Origin of the sequence: Actinosynnema sp. NPDC050801, from assembly GCF_040673975.1 — a bacterium.
Lineage (GTDB): Bacteria > Actinomycetota > Actinomycetes > Mycobacteriales > Pseudonocardiaceae > Actinosynnema.
In genome coordinates, this window is sequence record NZ_JBFAQZ010000004.1 from 208,365 (window position 1) to 224,757 (window position 16,393).

General features: G+C 71.4%; 8 protein-coding genes. 5 read left to right on the top strand and 3 right to left on the bottom strand.

Features of this window, described 5'->3' with window-relative positions; genetic code table 11:
• Nucleotides 1-21: 21 nt before the first annotated feature.
• Nucleotides 22-1,971, top strand: coding sequence for a cytochrome c oxidase assembly protein (locus tag AB0K14_RS11425; RefSeq protein WP_360452110.1), 1,950 nt, complete (start codon nucleotides 22-24; stop codon nucleotides 1,969-1,971).
• Between the two features lie 52 nt (nucleotides 1,972-2,023).
• On the opposite strand, the gene AB0K14_RS11430 is transcribed toward AB0K14_RS11425, so the two are convergent.
• The 3 genes from AB0K14_RS11430 to AB0K14_RS11440 are packed head-to-tail and all read right to left on the bottom strand — an operon-like array spanning nucleotide 2,024 to nucleotide 4,408.
• Nucleotides 2,024-2,827: an ABC transporter permease gene (locus tag AB0K14_RS11430; protein ID WP_360452112.1), complete on the bottom strand. Its 804-nt coding sequence runs from the start codon at nucleotides 2,825-2,827 to the stop codon at nucleotides 2,024-2,026.
• Nucleotides 2,828-2,841: 14 nt separating this feature from the next.
• Nucleotides 2,842-3,771: an ATP-binding cassette domain-containing protein gene (locus tag AB0K14_RS11435; protein ID WP_360452114.1), complete on the bottom strand. Its 930-nt coding sequence runs from the start codon at nucleotides 3,769-3,771 to the stop codon at nucleotides 2,842-2,844.
• Between the two features lie 10 nt (nucleotides 3,772-3,781).
• A complete protein-coding gene (locus tag AB0K14_RS11440) occupies nucleotides 3,782-4,408 on the bottom strand; it encodes a TetR/AcrR family transcriptional regulator (protein ID WP_360452116.1) in 627 nt (208 codons plus the stop codon).
• Nucleotides 4,409-4,572: 164 nt separating this feature from the next.
• Here AB0K14_RS11440 and AB0K14_RS11445 point away from each other — a divergent pair, with 164 nt between their 5' ends.
• From AB0K14_RS11445 to AB0K14_RS11460, 4 genes are all read left to right on the top strand, one after another.
• Entirely contained in the window at nucleotides 4,573-5,064 is a 492-nt protein-coding gene (locus AB0K14_RS11445) for a single-stranded DNA-binding protein (RefSeq protein WP_360452118.1), read from the top strand.
• A 721-nt stretch (nucleotides 5,065-5,785) separates the two neighbouring features.
• Nucleotides 5,786-7,462 carry an energy-dependent translational throttle protein EttA gene (ettA, locus tag AB0K14_RS11450; protein ID WP_360452119.1) on the top strand — a complete coding sequence of 559 codons (1,677 nt, stop codon included), beginning with the start codon at nucleotides 5,786-5,788 and terminating at the stop codon, nucleotides 7,460-7,462.
• Nucleotides 7,463-7,480: 18 nt separating this feature from the next.
• On the top strand, nucleotides 7,481-11,158 hold the full coding sequence (locus AB0K14_RS11455) for a hypothetical protein (RefSeq protein ID WP_360452121.1): 3,678 nt from the start codon (nucleotides 7,481-7,483) through the stop codon (nucleotides 11,156-11,158).
• Nucleotides 11,159-11,353: 195 nt separating this feature from the next.
• On the top strand, nucleotides 11,354-16,327 hold the full coding sequence (locus tag AB0K14_RS11460; RefSeq protein ID WP_360452123.1) for an NAD-glutamate dehydrogenase: 4,974 nt from the start codon (nucleotides 11,354-11,356) through the stop codon (nucleotides 16,325-16,327).
• Nucleotides 16,328-16,393 lie beyond the last annotated feature (66 nt).

Below are 16,393 nucleotides of genomic sequence, written 5' to 3' on the forward strand. Positions count from 1 at the left end.
CGCGCCGCCTACGCTCGTGCCGTGCCCACTGAAGCGCCTTCCCGCACCCGGCGGACCGGTCTCATCCCCCTGCTGATCGTCGGCACGACGATAGCCGCGCTGGTCGCGGCCGGGCTGCTCGTCCTCACCGGTGGTGACGCGTCCGGGCTGATCGTCGTGCGCGTGCTGACCGAGGCAGCCGCCGTGGTGACCATCGGCTCGCTGCTGCTGGCGGCGTTCCTGGTGCCCCCGCAGGAGAACGGCACGCTGGCCGCGGACGGTTACGCGGCCGTGCGCACGGCGGGCTGGGCGGCGCTGGTGTGGACGGTGGGCGCGGTGCTGTCCGTGCCGTTCACGCTGGCCGACGCGCTCGGTCAGCCGGTGACGGCGCTGCTGGAGCCGTCGGTGCTGGTCCAGGTGGCCGGGTTGTTGGAGCAGTCGAAGGCGTGGATGTTCACGGCGGTGGTCGTGGCGCTGCTGGCGCTGGGTTGCCGGTTGGTGCTGTCGTGGGGCTGGACCGTGCCGCTGTTCTTCCTGTCGGTGTTCGCGCTGGTGCCGGTGGCCGTGACGGGGCACTCGTCGGGCGGCGGCTCGCACGACGTGGCCACGAACAGCCTGCTGTACCACCTGATCGCGGCGGCGTTGTGGGTCGGCGGCCTGATCGCGCTGCTGGCGCACGGCAGGCGGGGCGGCGACCACCTGGGGTTGGCGACGACGCGGTTCTCCAGGCTCGCGCTGGTCTGCTGGATCCTGATGGCGGCTTCCGGCGTGATCAACGCCTGGGTGCGGCTGCCGGTGAGCCAACTGTTCGGCAGCGAGTACGGCCTGCTGGTGCTCGGCAAGACGGTCGCGCTGGTCGTCCTCGGTGTCGTGGGCTACTTCCAGCGCGAGAAGAGCGTGAAGCAGGTGGTGGCCACCGGCTCCGGGCGTTCGCTGGTGAGGCTCGCGGGCGTCGAGGTGTTGCTGATGTTCCTCACGCTCGGCCTGGCCGCCGCGCTGAGCCGCACGCCTCCGCCGGTGGAGGGGCGGGTGCTGCCCAGCACGGTGGAGCTGCGCATCGGCTACGACCTGTTCGGCGAGCCGACCCTGTGGCGGCTGCTGTTCGACTGGCGGTTCGACCTGGTCTTCGGCACGATCTTCATCGCCCTGGCCGTGGTGTACCTGCTGGGCGTGCGACGGCTGCGCAAGCGCGGTGACGCGTGGCCGGTCGGTCGGTCGATCGCGTGGGTGGCGGGCTGCCTGACCGTGCTGTTCGCCACGTCGTCCGGCGTCGGTCGGTACGCGCCCGCGATGTTCAGCATCCACATGGAAGCGCACATGCTGCTGTCCATGCTGGCGCCGATCCTGCTGGTGCTGGGCGGTCCGGTGACGTTGGCGATGCGCGCGCTGCCCACGGCCGGCAAGGGCAACCCGCCCGGGGCCCGCGAGTGGCTGCTGGCGTTCGTCCACTCGCCGGTGGCGAAGGTGCTGACCAACCCGTTCGTGGCGTTGGCGCTGTTCGTGGGCTCGTTCTACGGCCTGTACTTCTCCGGCCTGTTCGACGGCGCGCTGGACTACCACTGGGCGCACCTGGCGATGAACGCCCACTTCATCCTGGTCGGCTACGTCTTCTACTGGCCGGTGATCGGCATCGACCCGGCGCCGAACCGGCTGCCGCCGTTGGGACGGCTGGGTCTGCTGTTCGCCTCGATCCCGTTCCACGCGTTCTTCGGCATCGTGCTGATGAGCTCGCAGACCGTGATCGGCGACAGCTTCTACCGGTCGTTGGGCCTGCCCTGGGTCACGTCGCAGCTGGAGGACCAGCGGCTCGGCGGCGGCATCGCGTGGGCGGCCGGCGAGCTGCCGCTGATCGTGGTGATGGTGGCGCTGCTGGTGCAGTGGGCCAGGTCGGACGGCCGCGACGCCCGCCGGGCGGACCGGCGGGCGGACGCGGACGGTGACGCGGACCTGGCCGCCTACAACGCGATGCTGCGCAAGATGTCGGGGAAGTGAGGTCGCGCCGGTCGAGCCCGCCGCCCGTGGAGCAGCGGCGGTCCGACACCGCCTAGAGCGGGCGCTTGAAGCCCCGCACGGCGACGAGCCACCCGGCGACGGCCAGCACGGCACTCGTGACCAGCGCCCCGACCACGCCCGTGACGGGCTGGGCGAGCGCCAGCGAACGCGCCGCGTCCACCGCGAACGTCAACGGGTTGACGTTCGCGACCGCCTGGAGCCAGCCCGGCAGCCCGCTGATCGGCACGTACGCGCTCGACGCGAACATCAGCGGGAACATCGCCAGGAAGCCCACGGTCTGCATGAGCTCGGCGTTGCGCAGCCACGCCGCGATGGCCAGGAAGATCCAGCCCAGACCCCAGCCGACGGCCAGGGCCAGCGCGAGCGCCGCGACGGTGCCCGCCACGCCGCCGGCGGGTGAGTAGCCGAAGACCACGACCGCGAACACCAGCATCAACACCAGCTGGGTCGCGGTGCGGACCAGGTCGGACAGGCTGCGTGCGACCAGCACCGAACCCGGCCGGATGGGCAGCGAGCGGAACCTCGCCAGCACGCCGTTCTTCATGTCCGTGACCAGGCCCACCCCTGCCTGCAACGCCGACTGCATGGCGGTGTTGACCAGGATCGCGGGCATCAGGAAGTCGACGTAGGCCACACCGGGCGGGAAGCCCGGTGTGCTCGCGATGCCGGCGAAGATCTGGCTGAACAGGGTGAGCATGATCAGCGGCTGGAGGACGCTGAACACGATCATGCGCGGGTCGTTGACCAGCGCGCGCAGCGACCGCTGGGTCAGCACCAGCACCTGGGTGCCGAAGTCGGTGCCGCGCCAACGCGGTGCGGTGGTGAGGGTCGTCATCAGGTGGCTCCTGTTCAGGCCGCGTGCCGCGCGAGGGTGAGGTAGACGTCGTCCAGGGTCGGTTCGCCCAGCGCCAGCTCGGTGGCCTCCAGACCGACCTCGTCCAGCGCGCGGACCACCTTGGCGATCTCGCGGGATGACGTGACGGGCGCGGTGAGCGTGTTCTGCGCCGGCACGGGCTGCATACCGGCCCGTGCGAGGGCCTCGGTGGCCTTGGGGACGTCCGAGACGTCCGCGAGGGTCACGGTGACCGTGCGTTGGCCCACCTGGGCCTTCAGCTCGGCGCTGGTGCCCGCGGCGACGACCTTGCCCTGCGCGAGCACCGTGATGGAGTCGGCCAGGCGGTCGGCCTCGTCCAGGTACTGCGTGGTGAGCAGGACCGTGGTGCCGTCGGTGACCAGGCCTTCCACGATCTCCCACAGGCCGAGCCTGCTCGCCGGGTCCAGGCCCGTGGTCGGCTCGTCCAGGAAGATCACCTCGGGGTGACCGACCAGGCTCGCGGCCAGGTCGAGGCGCCGCCGCATGCCGCCGGAGTAGGTGCGGGAGGGTCGCTTGGCCGCGTCCGCCAGCCCGAACAGCTCCAGCAGCTCGTTGCCCCTGGTCCGGGCCTCGTGCGGGCTCGCGCCGAGCAGCCGTGCGATCAGGACGAGGTTGTCCAGGCCGGACAGCTGCTCGTCCACGGCGGCGAACTGGCCGGTCAGGCCGATCCGGCTGCGCACCTGGTGCGCCTGCGCGACCACGTCGAACCCGGCCACCTCGGCGTGACCCGAGTCCGGCGGGAACATCGTGGTCAGGACGTTGACCAGCGTCGTCTTGCCCGCTCCGTTGTGGCCGAGCAGGCCGAGCACGGTGCCTCTGGGGACGGCGACGCTCACCCCGTCGAGCGCTTTCTGCGCGCCGAACGCCTTGCCGACGTCGGTCGCCTCGATCATCAGGTCTGCCACTGCTTCCCCCTCAGTCGTCTTTCAGCACGCCGTGCAGGAACAGCTCCACGAGCTGGTCCGCGTCGGCGGTGGACTCGCTGAAGCCGTTGCCCTGCATGCGGTTGGTGAACACGAGGCCGAGCAGCAGGCGTGCGGCCAGGGACGGCTCGACGCGCAGGTCGTCGTCCGGGCCGAACAGCGACGCGACCTGCTCGGTGAGGCGTTGCATCTCGACCGGCGGTCCCTTGTGCTCGCGCTTCTTGCCGTGCTCGTCGTGCTCGTCGTGCGGGTCGTAGCCCGAGTCGCGGAGCACGCTCATCAGGTTCCACATCCGGTCCAGGTAGCCGGAGACGGCGCTGATGGCCCAGGAGAGGCGGTCGGCGAGCGCGTCCGCCTGCCGCGCCTGCTCGATCAGCTCCAGTTCGGAGTCGACCGCCAGCACGCTGCGCACGGACGTGCGGATGAGCTCCTGCTTGTCCTTGAACGCCCGGAAGACGGTGCCCTCCGCGATGCCGGCCGCCTTGGCGATCTGGCTGGTCGTGACGTTGGCGCCGTGGGCGAACAGCAGTGGGACGGTGGCGGCGACGATCGCCTCGCGGCGGTCCTCGGTGCTCATCGCCGGTGCGCGTCGACGGCGTTGGCCGGTCTGCTCGGGCATGGTGCCAGATTATGAGTGAGTCCTCACTCATGTCAACGAGTGAGTGCTCACTCATTCCGATTATGCTTGCTTCAGCCAGTTGTCCACAGATCCGCGCCCGGCGCAGCCACCCCGGCCCACCTCCCGGCAACCTGGACCCAACCGATCACCACGAGGGAGCGGACATGGCTTTCAACGAGTCCAGGGTCACCATTTGCGGCAACGTCGCCAGCCCGATCAGCCACAGCACGGTCGGCACCGGGTTCAGCCGGGCGAAGTTCCGGCTGTTCACCGCAGAGCGCGTCTGGGACCGGGAGCAGCACACCTGGGAGGACGGCGCGCGGATGTTCCTGTCGGTGTCGTGCTGGCGGATGCTCGCGGACAACGCGCGCGCGTCGTTGAACAAGGGCGACCCGGTGGTCGTCACCGGCCGCCTGACGATCAAGGAGAAGGAGTACGAGGGGACGGTGCGGCCGGTCGTCGAGATCGAGGCGACCGCGATCGGGCCCAACCTCGCCCTGTGCACGGCCACACCGACACGGACCAGGCTGACTCCGGACTCCGTCGAGGCGCGCGCCGCGCCGGAGATCGCCGCACCCCGCAAGGAGGACGAGCTGCCGCTGGTCCTGGCAGGTGAGGCGGAGCGCCCGAAGGAGGTGGCCGAAGTGCCCTTCTGACCCGATCACGGGCCGCCCTGCCGGTAGGGACGGGCTCGCGACAGGTGCTGCCGGGTCGTGGGTGGTGCCGGGTCGTGGGTGGTGCCGGAGGTCACCGTGTCGCGCACGGCGGTGGGGCTTGCGCCGGTTCCGGAGGGTGGCGCCGCCCTTGGTAGGTGACGTTGAGCATCCGGGGGCGGTGGCTGAGTGCCGTTCTGATCCGGTCACGGGCCGCCGTGCCGGTAGGAGCGGGCTCATGACGGGTGCTGCCGGGTCATGGGTGTGCTGGGCATGGGCGGTGCCGGAGATCACTTCGGCGCGCGCATCGCGCGCATCGGAGGAGCTTCCACTGATCCTGAAGGGTGACGCCGGCCCTGGCAGGTGACGCTGAGCGTCCGAAGGAGGTGACCGAAGTGCTGTTCTGAGCCAATCGGGCTACATGGGCTTCCGTTGGCCTGATCGGAGCGGAGAATGCGCTGGCAGTCGTCGCCGTTGTGAGCGTGGAGGGGGGAGGTCGTCGGGCCGGCGCCAGGGCCGGGTCCGCACGCAGGCATCGGGGGTTGACAGCGCACCGAGTTCGCGCATCCGGTCGGAGTCGCTGGTCGCAGGGCCGCACCAGGCGTGCCCGACGGTCGTGTTACGACTGTGGGTGACCCACGTTCGCGTTAACTCTGCGTTGTGCCCCGTCCGTTGCCGGCGTCCGAGGTTCGGGCCCGATCGGCACCGCTCTACGATCGCGGGCATGGCCGAGTACGTCTACACCATGAAGAAGGTGCGCAAGGCGCACGGGGACAAAGTCATCCTGGATGACGTCACCATCATGTTCCTCCCCGGTGCGAAGATCGGCGTCGTCGGTCCCAACGGCGCCGGTAAGTCGAGCGTGCTGAAGATCATGGCCGGCCTGGACACACCGGGCAACGGCGAGGCCTTCCTCGCGCCGGGCTACACGGTCGGCATCCTCCAGCAGGAACCGCCTCTCAACGAGGAGAAGACCGTCCTGGGCAACGTCCAGGAAGGCCTCGGCGAGATCAAGGTGAAGCTCGACCGCTACAACGAGATCGCCGAGAAGATGGCCGTCGACTACTCCGACGAGCTGATGGAGGAGATGGGCCAGCTCCAGGAGGACCTGGACCACGCGAACGCGTGGGACCTCGACTCCCAGCTGGAGCAGGCGATGGACGCCCTTCGCTGCCCGCCGCCGGACGCCGACGTCACCACGCTCTCCGGTGGCGAGCGCCGCCGGGTGGCCCTCTGCAAGCTGCTGCTGAGCAAGCCGGACCTGCTGCTCCTCGACGAGCCCACCAACCACCTGGACGCCGAGAGCGTGCTGTGGCTGGAGCAGCACCTGGCGCAGTACGCGGGCGCCGTGCTGGCCGTCACCCACGACCGGTACTTCCTGGACAACCTGGCCGAGTGGATCCTCGAACTCGACCGCGGCCGGGCCCACCCGTACGAGGGCAACTACTCCACCTACCTGGAGAAGAAGGCCGAGCGGCTGGCGGTCACCGGCAAGAAGGACCAGAAGCTGCAGAAGCGGCTGAAGGACGAGCTGGAGTGGGTCCGGTCGGGCGCCAAGGCCCGGCAGGCCAAGTCCAAGGCCCGCCTCGGCCGCTACGAGGAGATGGCCGCGGAGGCGGAGAAGACGCGCAAGCTCGACTTCGAGGAGATCCAGATCCCGCCGGGCCCGCGTCTGGGCAGCGTCGTGGTCGAGGTCGACAACCTCAAGAAGGGCTTCGGCGACCGGGTGCTGATCGACGGCCTGTCGTTCAGCCTCCCGCGCAACGGCATCGTCGGCGTCATCGGTCCGAACGGTGTCGGCAAGACGACGCTGTTCAAGACCATCGTGGGGCTGGAGGAGCCCGACTCGGGCACCGTCCGGATCGGCGAGACGGTCAAGCTGTCCTACGTCGACCAGAACCGCGGCGGCATCGACCCCAAGAAGAACGTGTGGGAGGTCGTCTCCGACGGCCTGGACTACATCCACGTCGGCAACGTCGAGATGCCGTCGCGGGCGTACGTCAGCGCGTTCGGGTTCAAGGGCCCGGACCAGCAGAAGCCGGCGGGCGTGCTCTCCGGTGGTGAGCGCAACCGGCTCAACCTGGCGCTGACCCTCAAGGAGGGCGGCAACCTGATCCTGCTGGACGAGCCGACGAACGACCTGGACGTCGAGACCCTGGGCTCGCTGGAGAACGCGCTTGAGCAGTTCCCCGGCTGCGCCGTGGTCATCTCGCACGACCGGTGGTTCCTCGACCGCGTCGCCACCCACATCCTGGCGTGGGAGGGCACGGACGAGAACCCGTCGAAGTGGTACTGGTTCGAGGGCAACTTCGAGGGCTACGAGAAGAACAAGGTCGAGCGCCTCGGCGCGGAGGCGGCGAGGCCGCACCGCGTGACCTACCGCAAGCTCACTCGGGACTGAGAGCCGGGTACGGACATCGTGGCGGCGAGGGGCGAGGCGCAGGCGGACGTCGAGGTGAGCACGCTGGTCGTGCCCGCCTGGCGGCTGCGTTGGCGGGCACCGGAGCTTGCTCTGGTGCTGGGTGAGCGCGCGGTCGCGCTCGCCTCCACCCGCCGTGACGAGGTCGACAGGTTGCGCGCGGAGGCCCTGGTGGTCTTCGCGAGCAACCGCATGGGCCGGGGTGTCCGGATCGCGGACCGGGCACTGGACGCCCTCAAGGCGGCCGAGGCCGCGTCGGAGCAGGAGACGGCCTGGCGGCTGCGGGTCGAACTGGCCGACAGCGCCAGGTCGGTCGGCGCGCCCCTCACCGGGTTCGCCGCCGTCCGCCCCGTGCTGGAAGCCGACGACGTCCCGCCGGGCCTGCGGGCGACCGCGCTGGTCCAGGCCAGCGAGTGCCTGGTGTCGGTGGGCCGCGGCGCGGCGCTCGCCCAGGCCCTGGACGAAGCGGACCGCCTCTACCAGGCGGATCCGCTGCTGGACCACGACACGACCCTCCTGCACCGGGGTTTGCTCCGCGCGTCCGCCGCGGGGCAGCACCGGCGTTGGGGCGACCTGCGGGCGGCGCTCGCCGCGGCCCGTGACGCCCTGGGCCTGCTGGACCGCCTGAAGGAGGCCGAGTCCGACAACGGGCAGGTCCGGGGCAGGCTCACGGTCGAGCTGGTCTGCGCGCTGCTGGACCTGAACAAGCCGGGTGAGGCGTCGGAAGTCGGCACGCCGCTCCTGGAACGGCCCGTGCGGGCGCCGTCGGCGTCCACCACCGGGTGGCTCCGGCTCGCGCTGGCCACGAGGGTCCACCTGCCCGCGGGCCGCGTCGACCAGGCCCGTGACCTGCTGCGTGACGCCGCCGACAGCGCCGAGCGCCACCAGCTGGACACCCTGCTCGCGGAGAGCCTGCTCGCGCTGGCGCACGTCCACGAGGTGGCGGGCGACCTGGCCGAGGCGCTGGCCAACCTCCGCTCGGCGCACGCCGCCGAACGCCGCAGGGCAAGGGCGGTCTACGCCGTGCGGGCCAGGCTCGCCGCCGAGTTCGCCGGAGTGCACCGCCGGCCGGTGGGTGGCCTGCACGATGAGCTGGCCGCCCTGCTCCGCACCGCGACCCCGCCCGTCGCGCCCCCCACGGATCCGGGCCTGGCGCCCGAGGTCAAGCAACAGCTCCGCCAGTGGCGCCCGGTCCAGATGCACCGCAGCGAGGGCATCCGGGTCAAGCGCTCCCGGCGTGCGGCGGAGGACATGACGGTGGAAGGCCTCTCGGCCGCGAGGGCCCACGCCGCCGACCGCTGGCGCCTGGTGCAACCGTTCGGCGACACCGGGACCGAGACCGGGAGCGACCCGAAACCGGGAGGCCGGCGCCGAGCCCCGGAACCCGAGACCCCACCGCCCTTCACCCAGGGACGCCCGGAACACGCGAGGAGCGGCCAAGCCAGGCCGCCGGACCCGGCTCCGGCCGCGGCGACGCCGGAACCCGACAACGAAGGCACCAACGCCGCAGCCGCAGCCGCGGTCTCAGCCGCAGCTCCAGCCGCAGAGGGCTTCCCGGCCCCGCCCGCCGCCACGTCGACGGGCACTGCGGCGACGGCCGGAACGACGCCCAGCGGCACACCTCACGGCTCACCCGCCACTGCCGTCAACAGCACTCCCGCGGGTCCGGCCGCCGGTGACGCGGTGCCCGCCGGCGCTCGTCCTGGTCCGGCAGATGCCCACGTCGGTAGGGCCGGGGTTGTCGGGGCCAGTGGCGGGCAGCAGCAGGGTGCCGTGGTGTCGGCCGTCGGACCGGTGGGCGGTGTGGTGGCTGACGGGTCGGATCGGGCTGCCGGCAGTCCCGCCGGTGGCGAGGGTGGCGTCGGGGCGGGTGAGGTTGTGGCCGCTGGGACGCAGCCGGGTTCGGGCGCGCCCGACCGCGGTCGGGTTGGCGGACAACCGGGTCTCGGTACGACCGGTGCCGGGCTTGGTGGGGGTGGGTTCGGCATCGTGCAGCGAGACGTCGGCGCGACCGAGGACGGTGTGCCCGGAGCCGGTGTGCCCGGAGTGGGTGCGTCTGGAGCCGGTGTGTCCGGGACCGGAGGCTCTGGAGCCAGCGGATCGGTGGTTGGTCGGGTGGAGGCGTCGGGCAACGAGGCCGGCGAGCCGAGTGCCCGCGAGGCCGGCGACCGGACTGTGCCCGAGGCCCCCGAGCGGAGCGTGCCCGCGGCCGGGTTGATCGCCGCAGCCGGTGCGGTGCGCAGTGGCCGGCGGCGGGCTGCTCGTGAGGCCGCCGAGGGGGAGGGTGAGCGTTCCTCCGGCGACCAGGGCGCGGACGCGAGCGTGCTGGACACGTTGAAGGCCGCCGGTCTTCTCGACCCGCAGCGCGCGGGCGGTCGACGGCGTGCCCCCGACGCCGACGACGACACGACTCCCGAGCCAGTGCAACACAACCCCGTGCAGCAGAGTCCCGTGCAGCAGAGTTCCGTGCAGGAAAGTCCCGCCCAGCAGAGCCCTGTGCAGGAAACCCCTGTGCAGCAGAAGTCCGTGCAGCAGAGCCCTGCGCAGGAAAACTCCGGGCGGGACGACCTCAGGCAGGAAGACCTCAGGCAGGAAGACCCCGTGCGGCAGACCGAGCCCGAGCCCGTGCAGTGGCGGGTCGAGCCGCCGCCGCGGCTGCGGTCCGAGGAACCGCCGCCGGTCGACATGTTCGACTCGCCGACGATGGTCCAGCCCGTCGTGCGCGACGACGTGCCACCGGTCGGGCTCGGCGCGGCCTTCGTGAAGGGGCCCGTCATCCCCACCGCCCGGGTGCCGGAGCCGCCCGACTACCCGCTGCCGTCGGTGCCGGAGCAACCGGCCAGGTCGGAGCACCCCGCCGCGTCGGAGTACCCCGTGGCGTCGGAGCAACCGGCCCGTCCGGAACAGGCAGCCCGTCCGGAACAAGCAGCCAGGCCGGAACAAGCAGCCGGGCCGGAGCGAACGGTCAAGCTGGAGCGAACGGCCGGCTCGGGGCAAGTGCCCGCGGCGGAGCAGGCAGCCGGCGCGGAACACACGGCGGAGGTGCAGGACCGGCCGGTCTTCCCGCCGGCCGACGTGCGCTTCCCCGAGGACGAGACGACGCCCGGGACGACGCCCGAGCCGGACCAGGTGCCGGGTGTCCCCGAACCGGACCAGCTGCCGCCGGTCCCGGTCCCCGACCCCGTGCCCTCCGGCCCGTCACCGGAAACGGCGCCCGCACCGCCGCAGTCGTCGCGGTTCGGCCCCACCGGTTTCCTCGGCGCCGCCGACCTGGAGCACGACGACGCCCCGCCGGCGGATCAAGGGCCGACCCCGACGCCCGCGGGCGAGGAACCGAAGGAGCCCTTCGTCACGGCCGTCGTCGTCGGCGGCAAGACGATCGACCTGCCGCCCCTCGTCGTCGAACCGCCGCCGCCCGCCCTCGACTCACCCAGCGCCACCCGCGCCTCACGCCGCCACAAGAGCGACCTCAGCCTGGCCGAACTCCTCGCCGAGGCCCTGGTCGCCTACGAGGACGCCCGACGCGAGGACGAGGCCGCCGGCAGGGTGGACGAGGACACCGTCCCCATCTCACCTGTCGGGAGCACACCGCCCGAGTCCGACAACGAGACCACGGCCCCGATCCAGCGGGTCGACCCCGCCGCCCGGTTCGGCACGTGGACACTTCCCGAAGCGTGAAATGATTTGAGGTTCTAATAAGGTTTCCCGCCGGTAACAAAGCCGGAAAATAGCCCGTGTCGCGGCGAATTGACACTTTCCGGCAAGTTGTTCGATTCAGTGTCAGGGTTGCGACGAACGGGTTCGCGCGCGTCTGGTTAAGTTGTGCGCGGACCCGGTACACAGAGGTACCGGATAGCGTGGAGTCGCCTGAACATGACCTCGACTGGAGTCCCGTCCCGATCCGAGCTCGCCGCCCGCGACGACGGCGCGGCCCGCCCGACCAGTCCCGAACAGGTTCGTGACGAATTGATCGAACGGGCCGCGGCCAACGCCCCCGAGCTCGCCGACCTCATCCGCCTCTACTACCGCCACGTGCCCGCCGAGGAAGTCAACGACGACGACCCGGTCGACCTGGTGGGTGCGGTGCGCTCGAACTACCAGCTCGCCGAGACCCGGGTACCAGGTCGTCCGGTGGTGCGGATCCTCAACCCGACCCCCGCCCACGACGGCTGGACGTGCCCGGCCACGGTGGTGCAGGTGGTCACCGACGACATGCCGTACCTGGTCGACTCGGTGGCCTCCGAGCTGACCCGCGGCGGCGTGCAGGTGCAGCGGGTGGTGCACCCGATCGTCGTGGTGCGCCGCGACCTGGTGACGGGCGCCCTGCAGGAGGTCATGCCGACCGCGGACCCGGCCGACCCGCCGGGCGACGCGCTGGCCGAGTCGTGGATGCACATCGAGGTCGACCTCCTCACCGACCCCGACCGGGCGCGTGAGCTGGAGACCAAGCTGCACGCCGTGCTCAACGACGTCCGCGAGGTCGTCGAGGACACCGACAAGATGACCGGCACGGCCCTGCACCTGGCCGAGGAGCTGGAGTCCGACCCGCCGCCGCTGCCCGGCCACGACGTGCGGGACGGCGCGAACCTGCTGCGCTGGCTGGCCCGCGACCACTTCACCTTCCTGGGCTACCGCCAGTACGAGCTGATTCGCGACGACCCGGCGACCGACGGCGAACCCGCGCTGCGGGCGGTCCTCGCCAGCGGTCTCGGTGTGCTCAGACAGGACAGCCTCGCGGCGCGCAGCCTGACCGCGGGCCCGGACGCGGGCGCGCAGGCACTGTCATCGGAACTGCTCGTCCTGACGCAGGCCAGCGCGCAGTCGAGCGTGCACCGGTCGGTCTACCCGTACTACGTGGGCGTGAAGACCTTCGACGCCGAGGGCAACGTGACCGGCGAGCACCGGTTCCTGGGCGTCTTCTCCACCACCGCCCTGCACGAGGACGTGCTGGACATCCCGGCCATCGAGCGCCGGGTCCGCGACGTCATCCACCGCGCCGGTTTCCCGCTGCACTCGTACTCGGGTCAGCGGATGCTGGAGGTGATCCAGAACTACCCCCGCACCGAGCTGTTCTCGGTCGACACGGACACCCTCTACCAGACCGTCACGGGCGTGATCGCGCTCGCCGAACGCCGCCGGCTGCGGCTGTTCCTGCGCCGCGACCCGTACGGCCGCTTCTACTCGTGCCTGGTCTACCTGCCGCGCGACCGCTACACGACGACGTCGCGGCTGGCCATGCAGGAAGTGCTGATCGACCAGCTCGGCGGGGTGAACCTGGAGTACAGCGCCCGCGTCGGCGAGTCCGCGCTGGCCCGCGTGCACTTCACCGTGCACACCGACCCGACCCGTCAAGCCGAGCCGGACTCCGCCCACATCCAGCAGCTGCTGGCCGAGGCGGTGCGCTCCTGGGACGACCGGATGGTCGAGGCGGTCCTGGACCAGGGCAGCGGCCTGGGCGCGGAGTCGTCCTCGGAGCAGGGCCAGCGGATCGCCGCGGCGTTCCCCGAGGCCTACAAGGAGGACTTCACCGCGGCCGAGGGCCTGGCGGACTTCCGGCGCATCGAGGCGCTCAACCCCGGTGACCTGGACCTGGCCTTCTACGCGCCGCGCGAGGTGGAGCCGGGTGAACGGCGGTTCAAGCTGTTCCTCGTCGGCGCCCGGCTGACGCTGTCCGACGTGCTGCCGATGTTGCAGCGCATGGGCGTGGTCGTGGTGGACGAGCGGCCCTACGAGCTGAGCCGCGACGACGGCGTCGAGTGCTGGATCTACGACTTCGGCCTGCGCATCGACCAGGTCACGCTGGACAAGCTGTCCGGCGAGGACCAGGAGTCGGTGCGCACCCGCTTCCAGGACGCGTTCGCCGCCTCCTGGCGCGGTGAGGCCGAGGTGGACGGCTTCAACACCCTCGTGCTCAAGGCGGGCGTCACGTGGCAGCAGGCGGCGATGCTGCGCGCCTACGCCAAGTTCCTGCGCCAGGCGGGCACGCCGTACAGCCAGGACTACATCGAGGACGCCGTCCTCGCGCACACCGAGGTCGCCACGGCCCTGGTGCGGCTGTTCGAGGCGCGGTTCGACCCGGGCCTGTCCGACGAGCAGCGCACGGGCCGCACCGAGCACCTGGTCGACGAGATCACCGCGATGATCGACGACGTGACCAGCCTCGACGCGGACCGCATCCTGCGCAGCCTGCTCACGCTGGTGCAGGCCACGCTGCGCACGAACTACTTCGTCCGCGACGTCGACGGCAACCCGCGCCCGTACCTGGCGGTGAAGCTGGACCCGCGCGCGATCCCGGACCTGCCGCAGCCGCGGCCGCGGTTCGAGATCTTCGTGTACTCGCCCCGCCTGGAGGGCGTGCACCTGCGGTTCGGCCCGGTCGCACGGGGCGGTCTGCGCTGGTCCGACCGGCGCGAGGACTTCCGCACCGAGATCCTGGGCCTGGTGAAGGCGCAGGCGGTGAAGAACGCGGTGATCGTGCCGGTCGGCGCGAAGGGCGGGTTCGTGCTGAAGAAGCCGCCGGCCCCGACCGGTGACCAGGGCCTGGACCGCGAGGCGCTGCTGGCCGAGGGCATCGCCTGCTACCGGCAGTTCATCTCCGGCCTGCTGGACCTGACCGACAACCTGAACGCCGGCACGGTGCTGCCCGCGCCGCAGGTCGTCCGGCACGACGGTGACGACACCTACCTGGTGGTCGCGGCGGACAAGGGCACGGCGTCGTTCTCCGACATCGCCAACGAGGTGTCGAAGTCCTACGGCTTCTGGCTGGGTGACGCGTTCGCGTCCGGCGGTTCCGTCGGCTACGACCACAAGGCCATGGGCATCACCGCCAAGGGCGCGTGGGAGAGCGTGAAGCGGCACTTCCGCGAGCTGGGCACGGACACGCAGTCGGAGGAGTTCACCGTCGTCGGCGTCGGCGACATGTCCGGTGACGTGTTCGGCAACGGCATGCTCCTGTCCGAGCACATCCGGCTGGTGGCCGCGTTCGACCACCGGCACGTCTTCATCGACCCGGACCCCACCGCCGCCGCGAGCTTCGCCGAGCGCAAGCGGCTGTTCGAGCTGCCCCGCTCGTCCTGGGACGACTACGACCGCTCGCTGATCAGCGAGGGTGGCGGCGTGTGGCCGCGCACGGCCAAGTCGATCCCGGTCAGCGAGCAGGCGCGGGTGGCGTTGGGCCTGCCCGAGGGCGTGGTGAAGCTGTCGCCGCAGGAGCTGATGAAGGCGATCCTGCTGGCGCCGGTCGACCTGCTGTGGAACGGCGGCATCGGCACCTACGTGAAGGCCGGCGCGGAGTCGCACGCCGAGGTCGGCGACAAGGCCAACGACGCGATCCGGGTCGACGGCGCGGACCTGCGGGTGAAGGTCATCGGCGAGGGCGGCAACCTGGGCCTGACCCAACGCGGCCGGATCGAGTTCGCCCGTGCCGGTGGACCCGACGGGCGGGGCGGCAAGGTCAACACCGACGCGCTGGACAACTCCGCGGGCGTGGACTGCTCCGACCACGAGGTCAACATCAAGATCATGCTGGACGAGCTGGTCCGGGACGGCCGACTCGACCAGGACCAGCGCAACGAGCTGCTGGGCCAGATGACCGACGAGGTCGGCGAGCTGGTGCTGGCCGACAACTACTCGCAGAACGCCGTGCTCGGCGTCTCCCGCGCGCACGCCGCGCCGATGTTGTCGGTGCACGCGCGCCTGGTCGCCGACCTGGAGCAGCGCGGCGCGCTCGACCGGGCGCTGGAGGCGCTGCCCAGCCCGGCGGAGTTCAAGGCGCTGGAGAAGGCGGGCGACGGCCTCACCTCGCCGGAGCTGGCCACGCTGCTCGCGCACGTGAAGCTGGCGTTGAAGGAGGAGGTGCTGGCCAGCGACCTGCCGACGATCGACGTGCTGGCCCGCCGGCTGCCCGACTACTTCCCGAGCGAGCTGCGGGAGCGGTTCGCCGACGCGGTCGGCAGCCACCCGCTGTCCCGCGAGATCATCACCACGGTGCTGGTCAACGAGGTCGTGGACGGCGGCGGGGTGTCCTACCCGTTCCGCCTGGCCGAGGAGCTCAGCGCTTCGGCGACGGACGCGGTGCGCGCCTACACCGTGGTGACGGCGATCTACGACCTGCCGTCGTTGTGGCGGGAGATCCGGGCGCTGGACACCGTCGTGCCGACCGACGTGCAGGACGACATGGTGCTGGAGACCCGCCGCCTGCTCGACCGCGCGTCGCGCTGGCTGCTCACGAACCGGCCCCAGCCGCTCGCGGTCGGGTCCACGATCAGCCGGTTCGCCCCGGTGGTCGCCGAACTGGCGCCGCGCACGATCGACATGCTCCAAGGGCACGAGAAGGAGTCCGTGCTGGAGCACGTCGAACGGCTGGTGGGCCACGGCGTGCCGGAGGAGCTGGCGCGGCGGATCGCCGGGCTGCTGTTCACCTACGGGCTGCTGGACGTGACCGAGGTGGCCGAACTCGCCGAGCGCGAGGAGGGCGAGGGCGCGACCGGGCAGGAGCGGACGCACGAGGAGACGGCGGAGCTGTACTTCGCGCTGTCCGACCACCTCGACGTCGACCGGATGCTCAGCTCGGTGTCGGGGCTGGAACGGCTGAACCGCTGGCACTCGCTGGCGCGCCTGGCATTGCGGGACGACTTCTACTCGTCGCTGCGGGCGATCACGATCGACGTGCTGCGGTCGGCCGACCCGGGCGACGGTGCGGACGAGAAGATCGCCAAGTGGGAGCAGGCCAACGCCTCGCGCCTGAGCCGGGCGCGGGCCGCGTTGGAGGAGATCAACCGGGTCACCAAGCTCGACCTGGCCACCCTGTCCGTGGCCGCGCGGCAGGTCCGCAGCATGATCCGCTGACGTCGCCGGGGTGTCGCGGCGCGGACCGCGACACCCCGGGTTCCGCCTTACCCCCGATCGTCTGCG

What these genes read in the sequence shown, in the direction of transcription:
- AB0K14_RS11430 (WP_360452112.1), bottom strand. Translation starts at nt 2,827, where the DNA reads ATGACGACCCTCACCACCGCACCGCGTTGGCGCGGCACCGACTTCGGC.
- AB0K14_RS11440 (WP_360452116.1), bottom strand. Translation starts at nt 4,408, where the DNA reads ATGCCCGAGCAGACCGGCCAACGCCGTCGACGCGCACCGGCGATGAGC.
- AB0K14_RS11445 (WP_360452118.1), top strand. Translation starts at nt 4,573, where the DNA reads ATGGCTTTCAACGAGTCCAGGGTCACCATTTGCGGCAACGTCGCCAGC.
- ettA (WP_360452119.1), top strand. Translation starts at nt 5,786, where the DNA reads ATGGCCGAGTACGTCTACACCATGAAGAAGGTGCGCAAGGCGCACGGG.
- AB0K14_RS11460 (WP_360452123.1), top strand. Translation starts at nt 11,354, where the DNA reads ATGACCTCGACTGGAGTCCCGTCCCGATCCGAGCTCGCCGCCCGCGAC.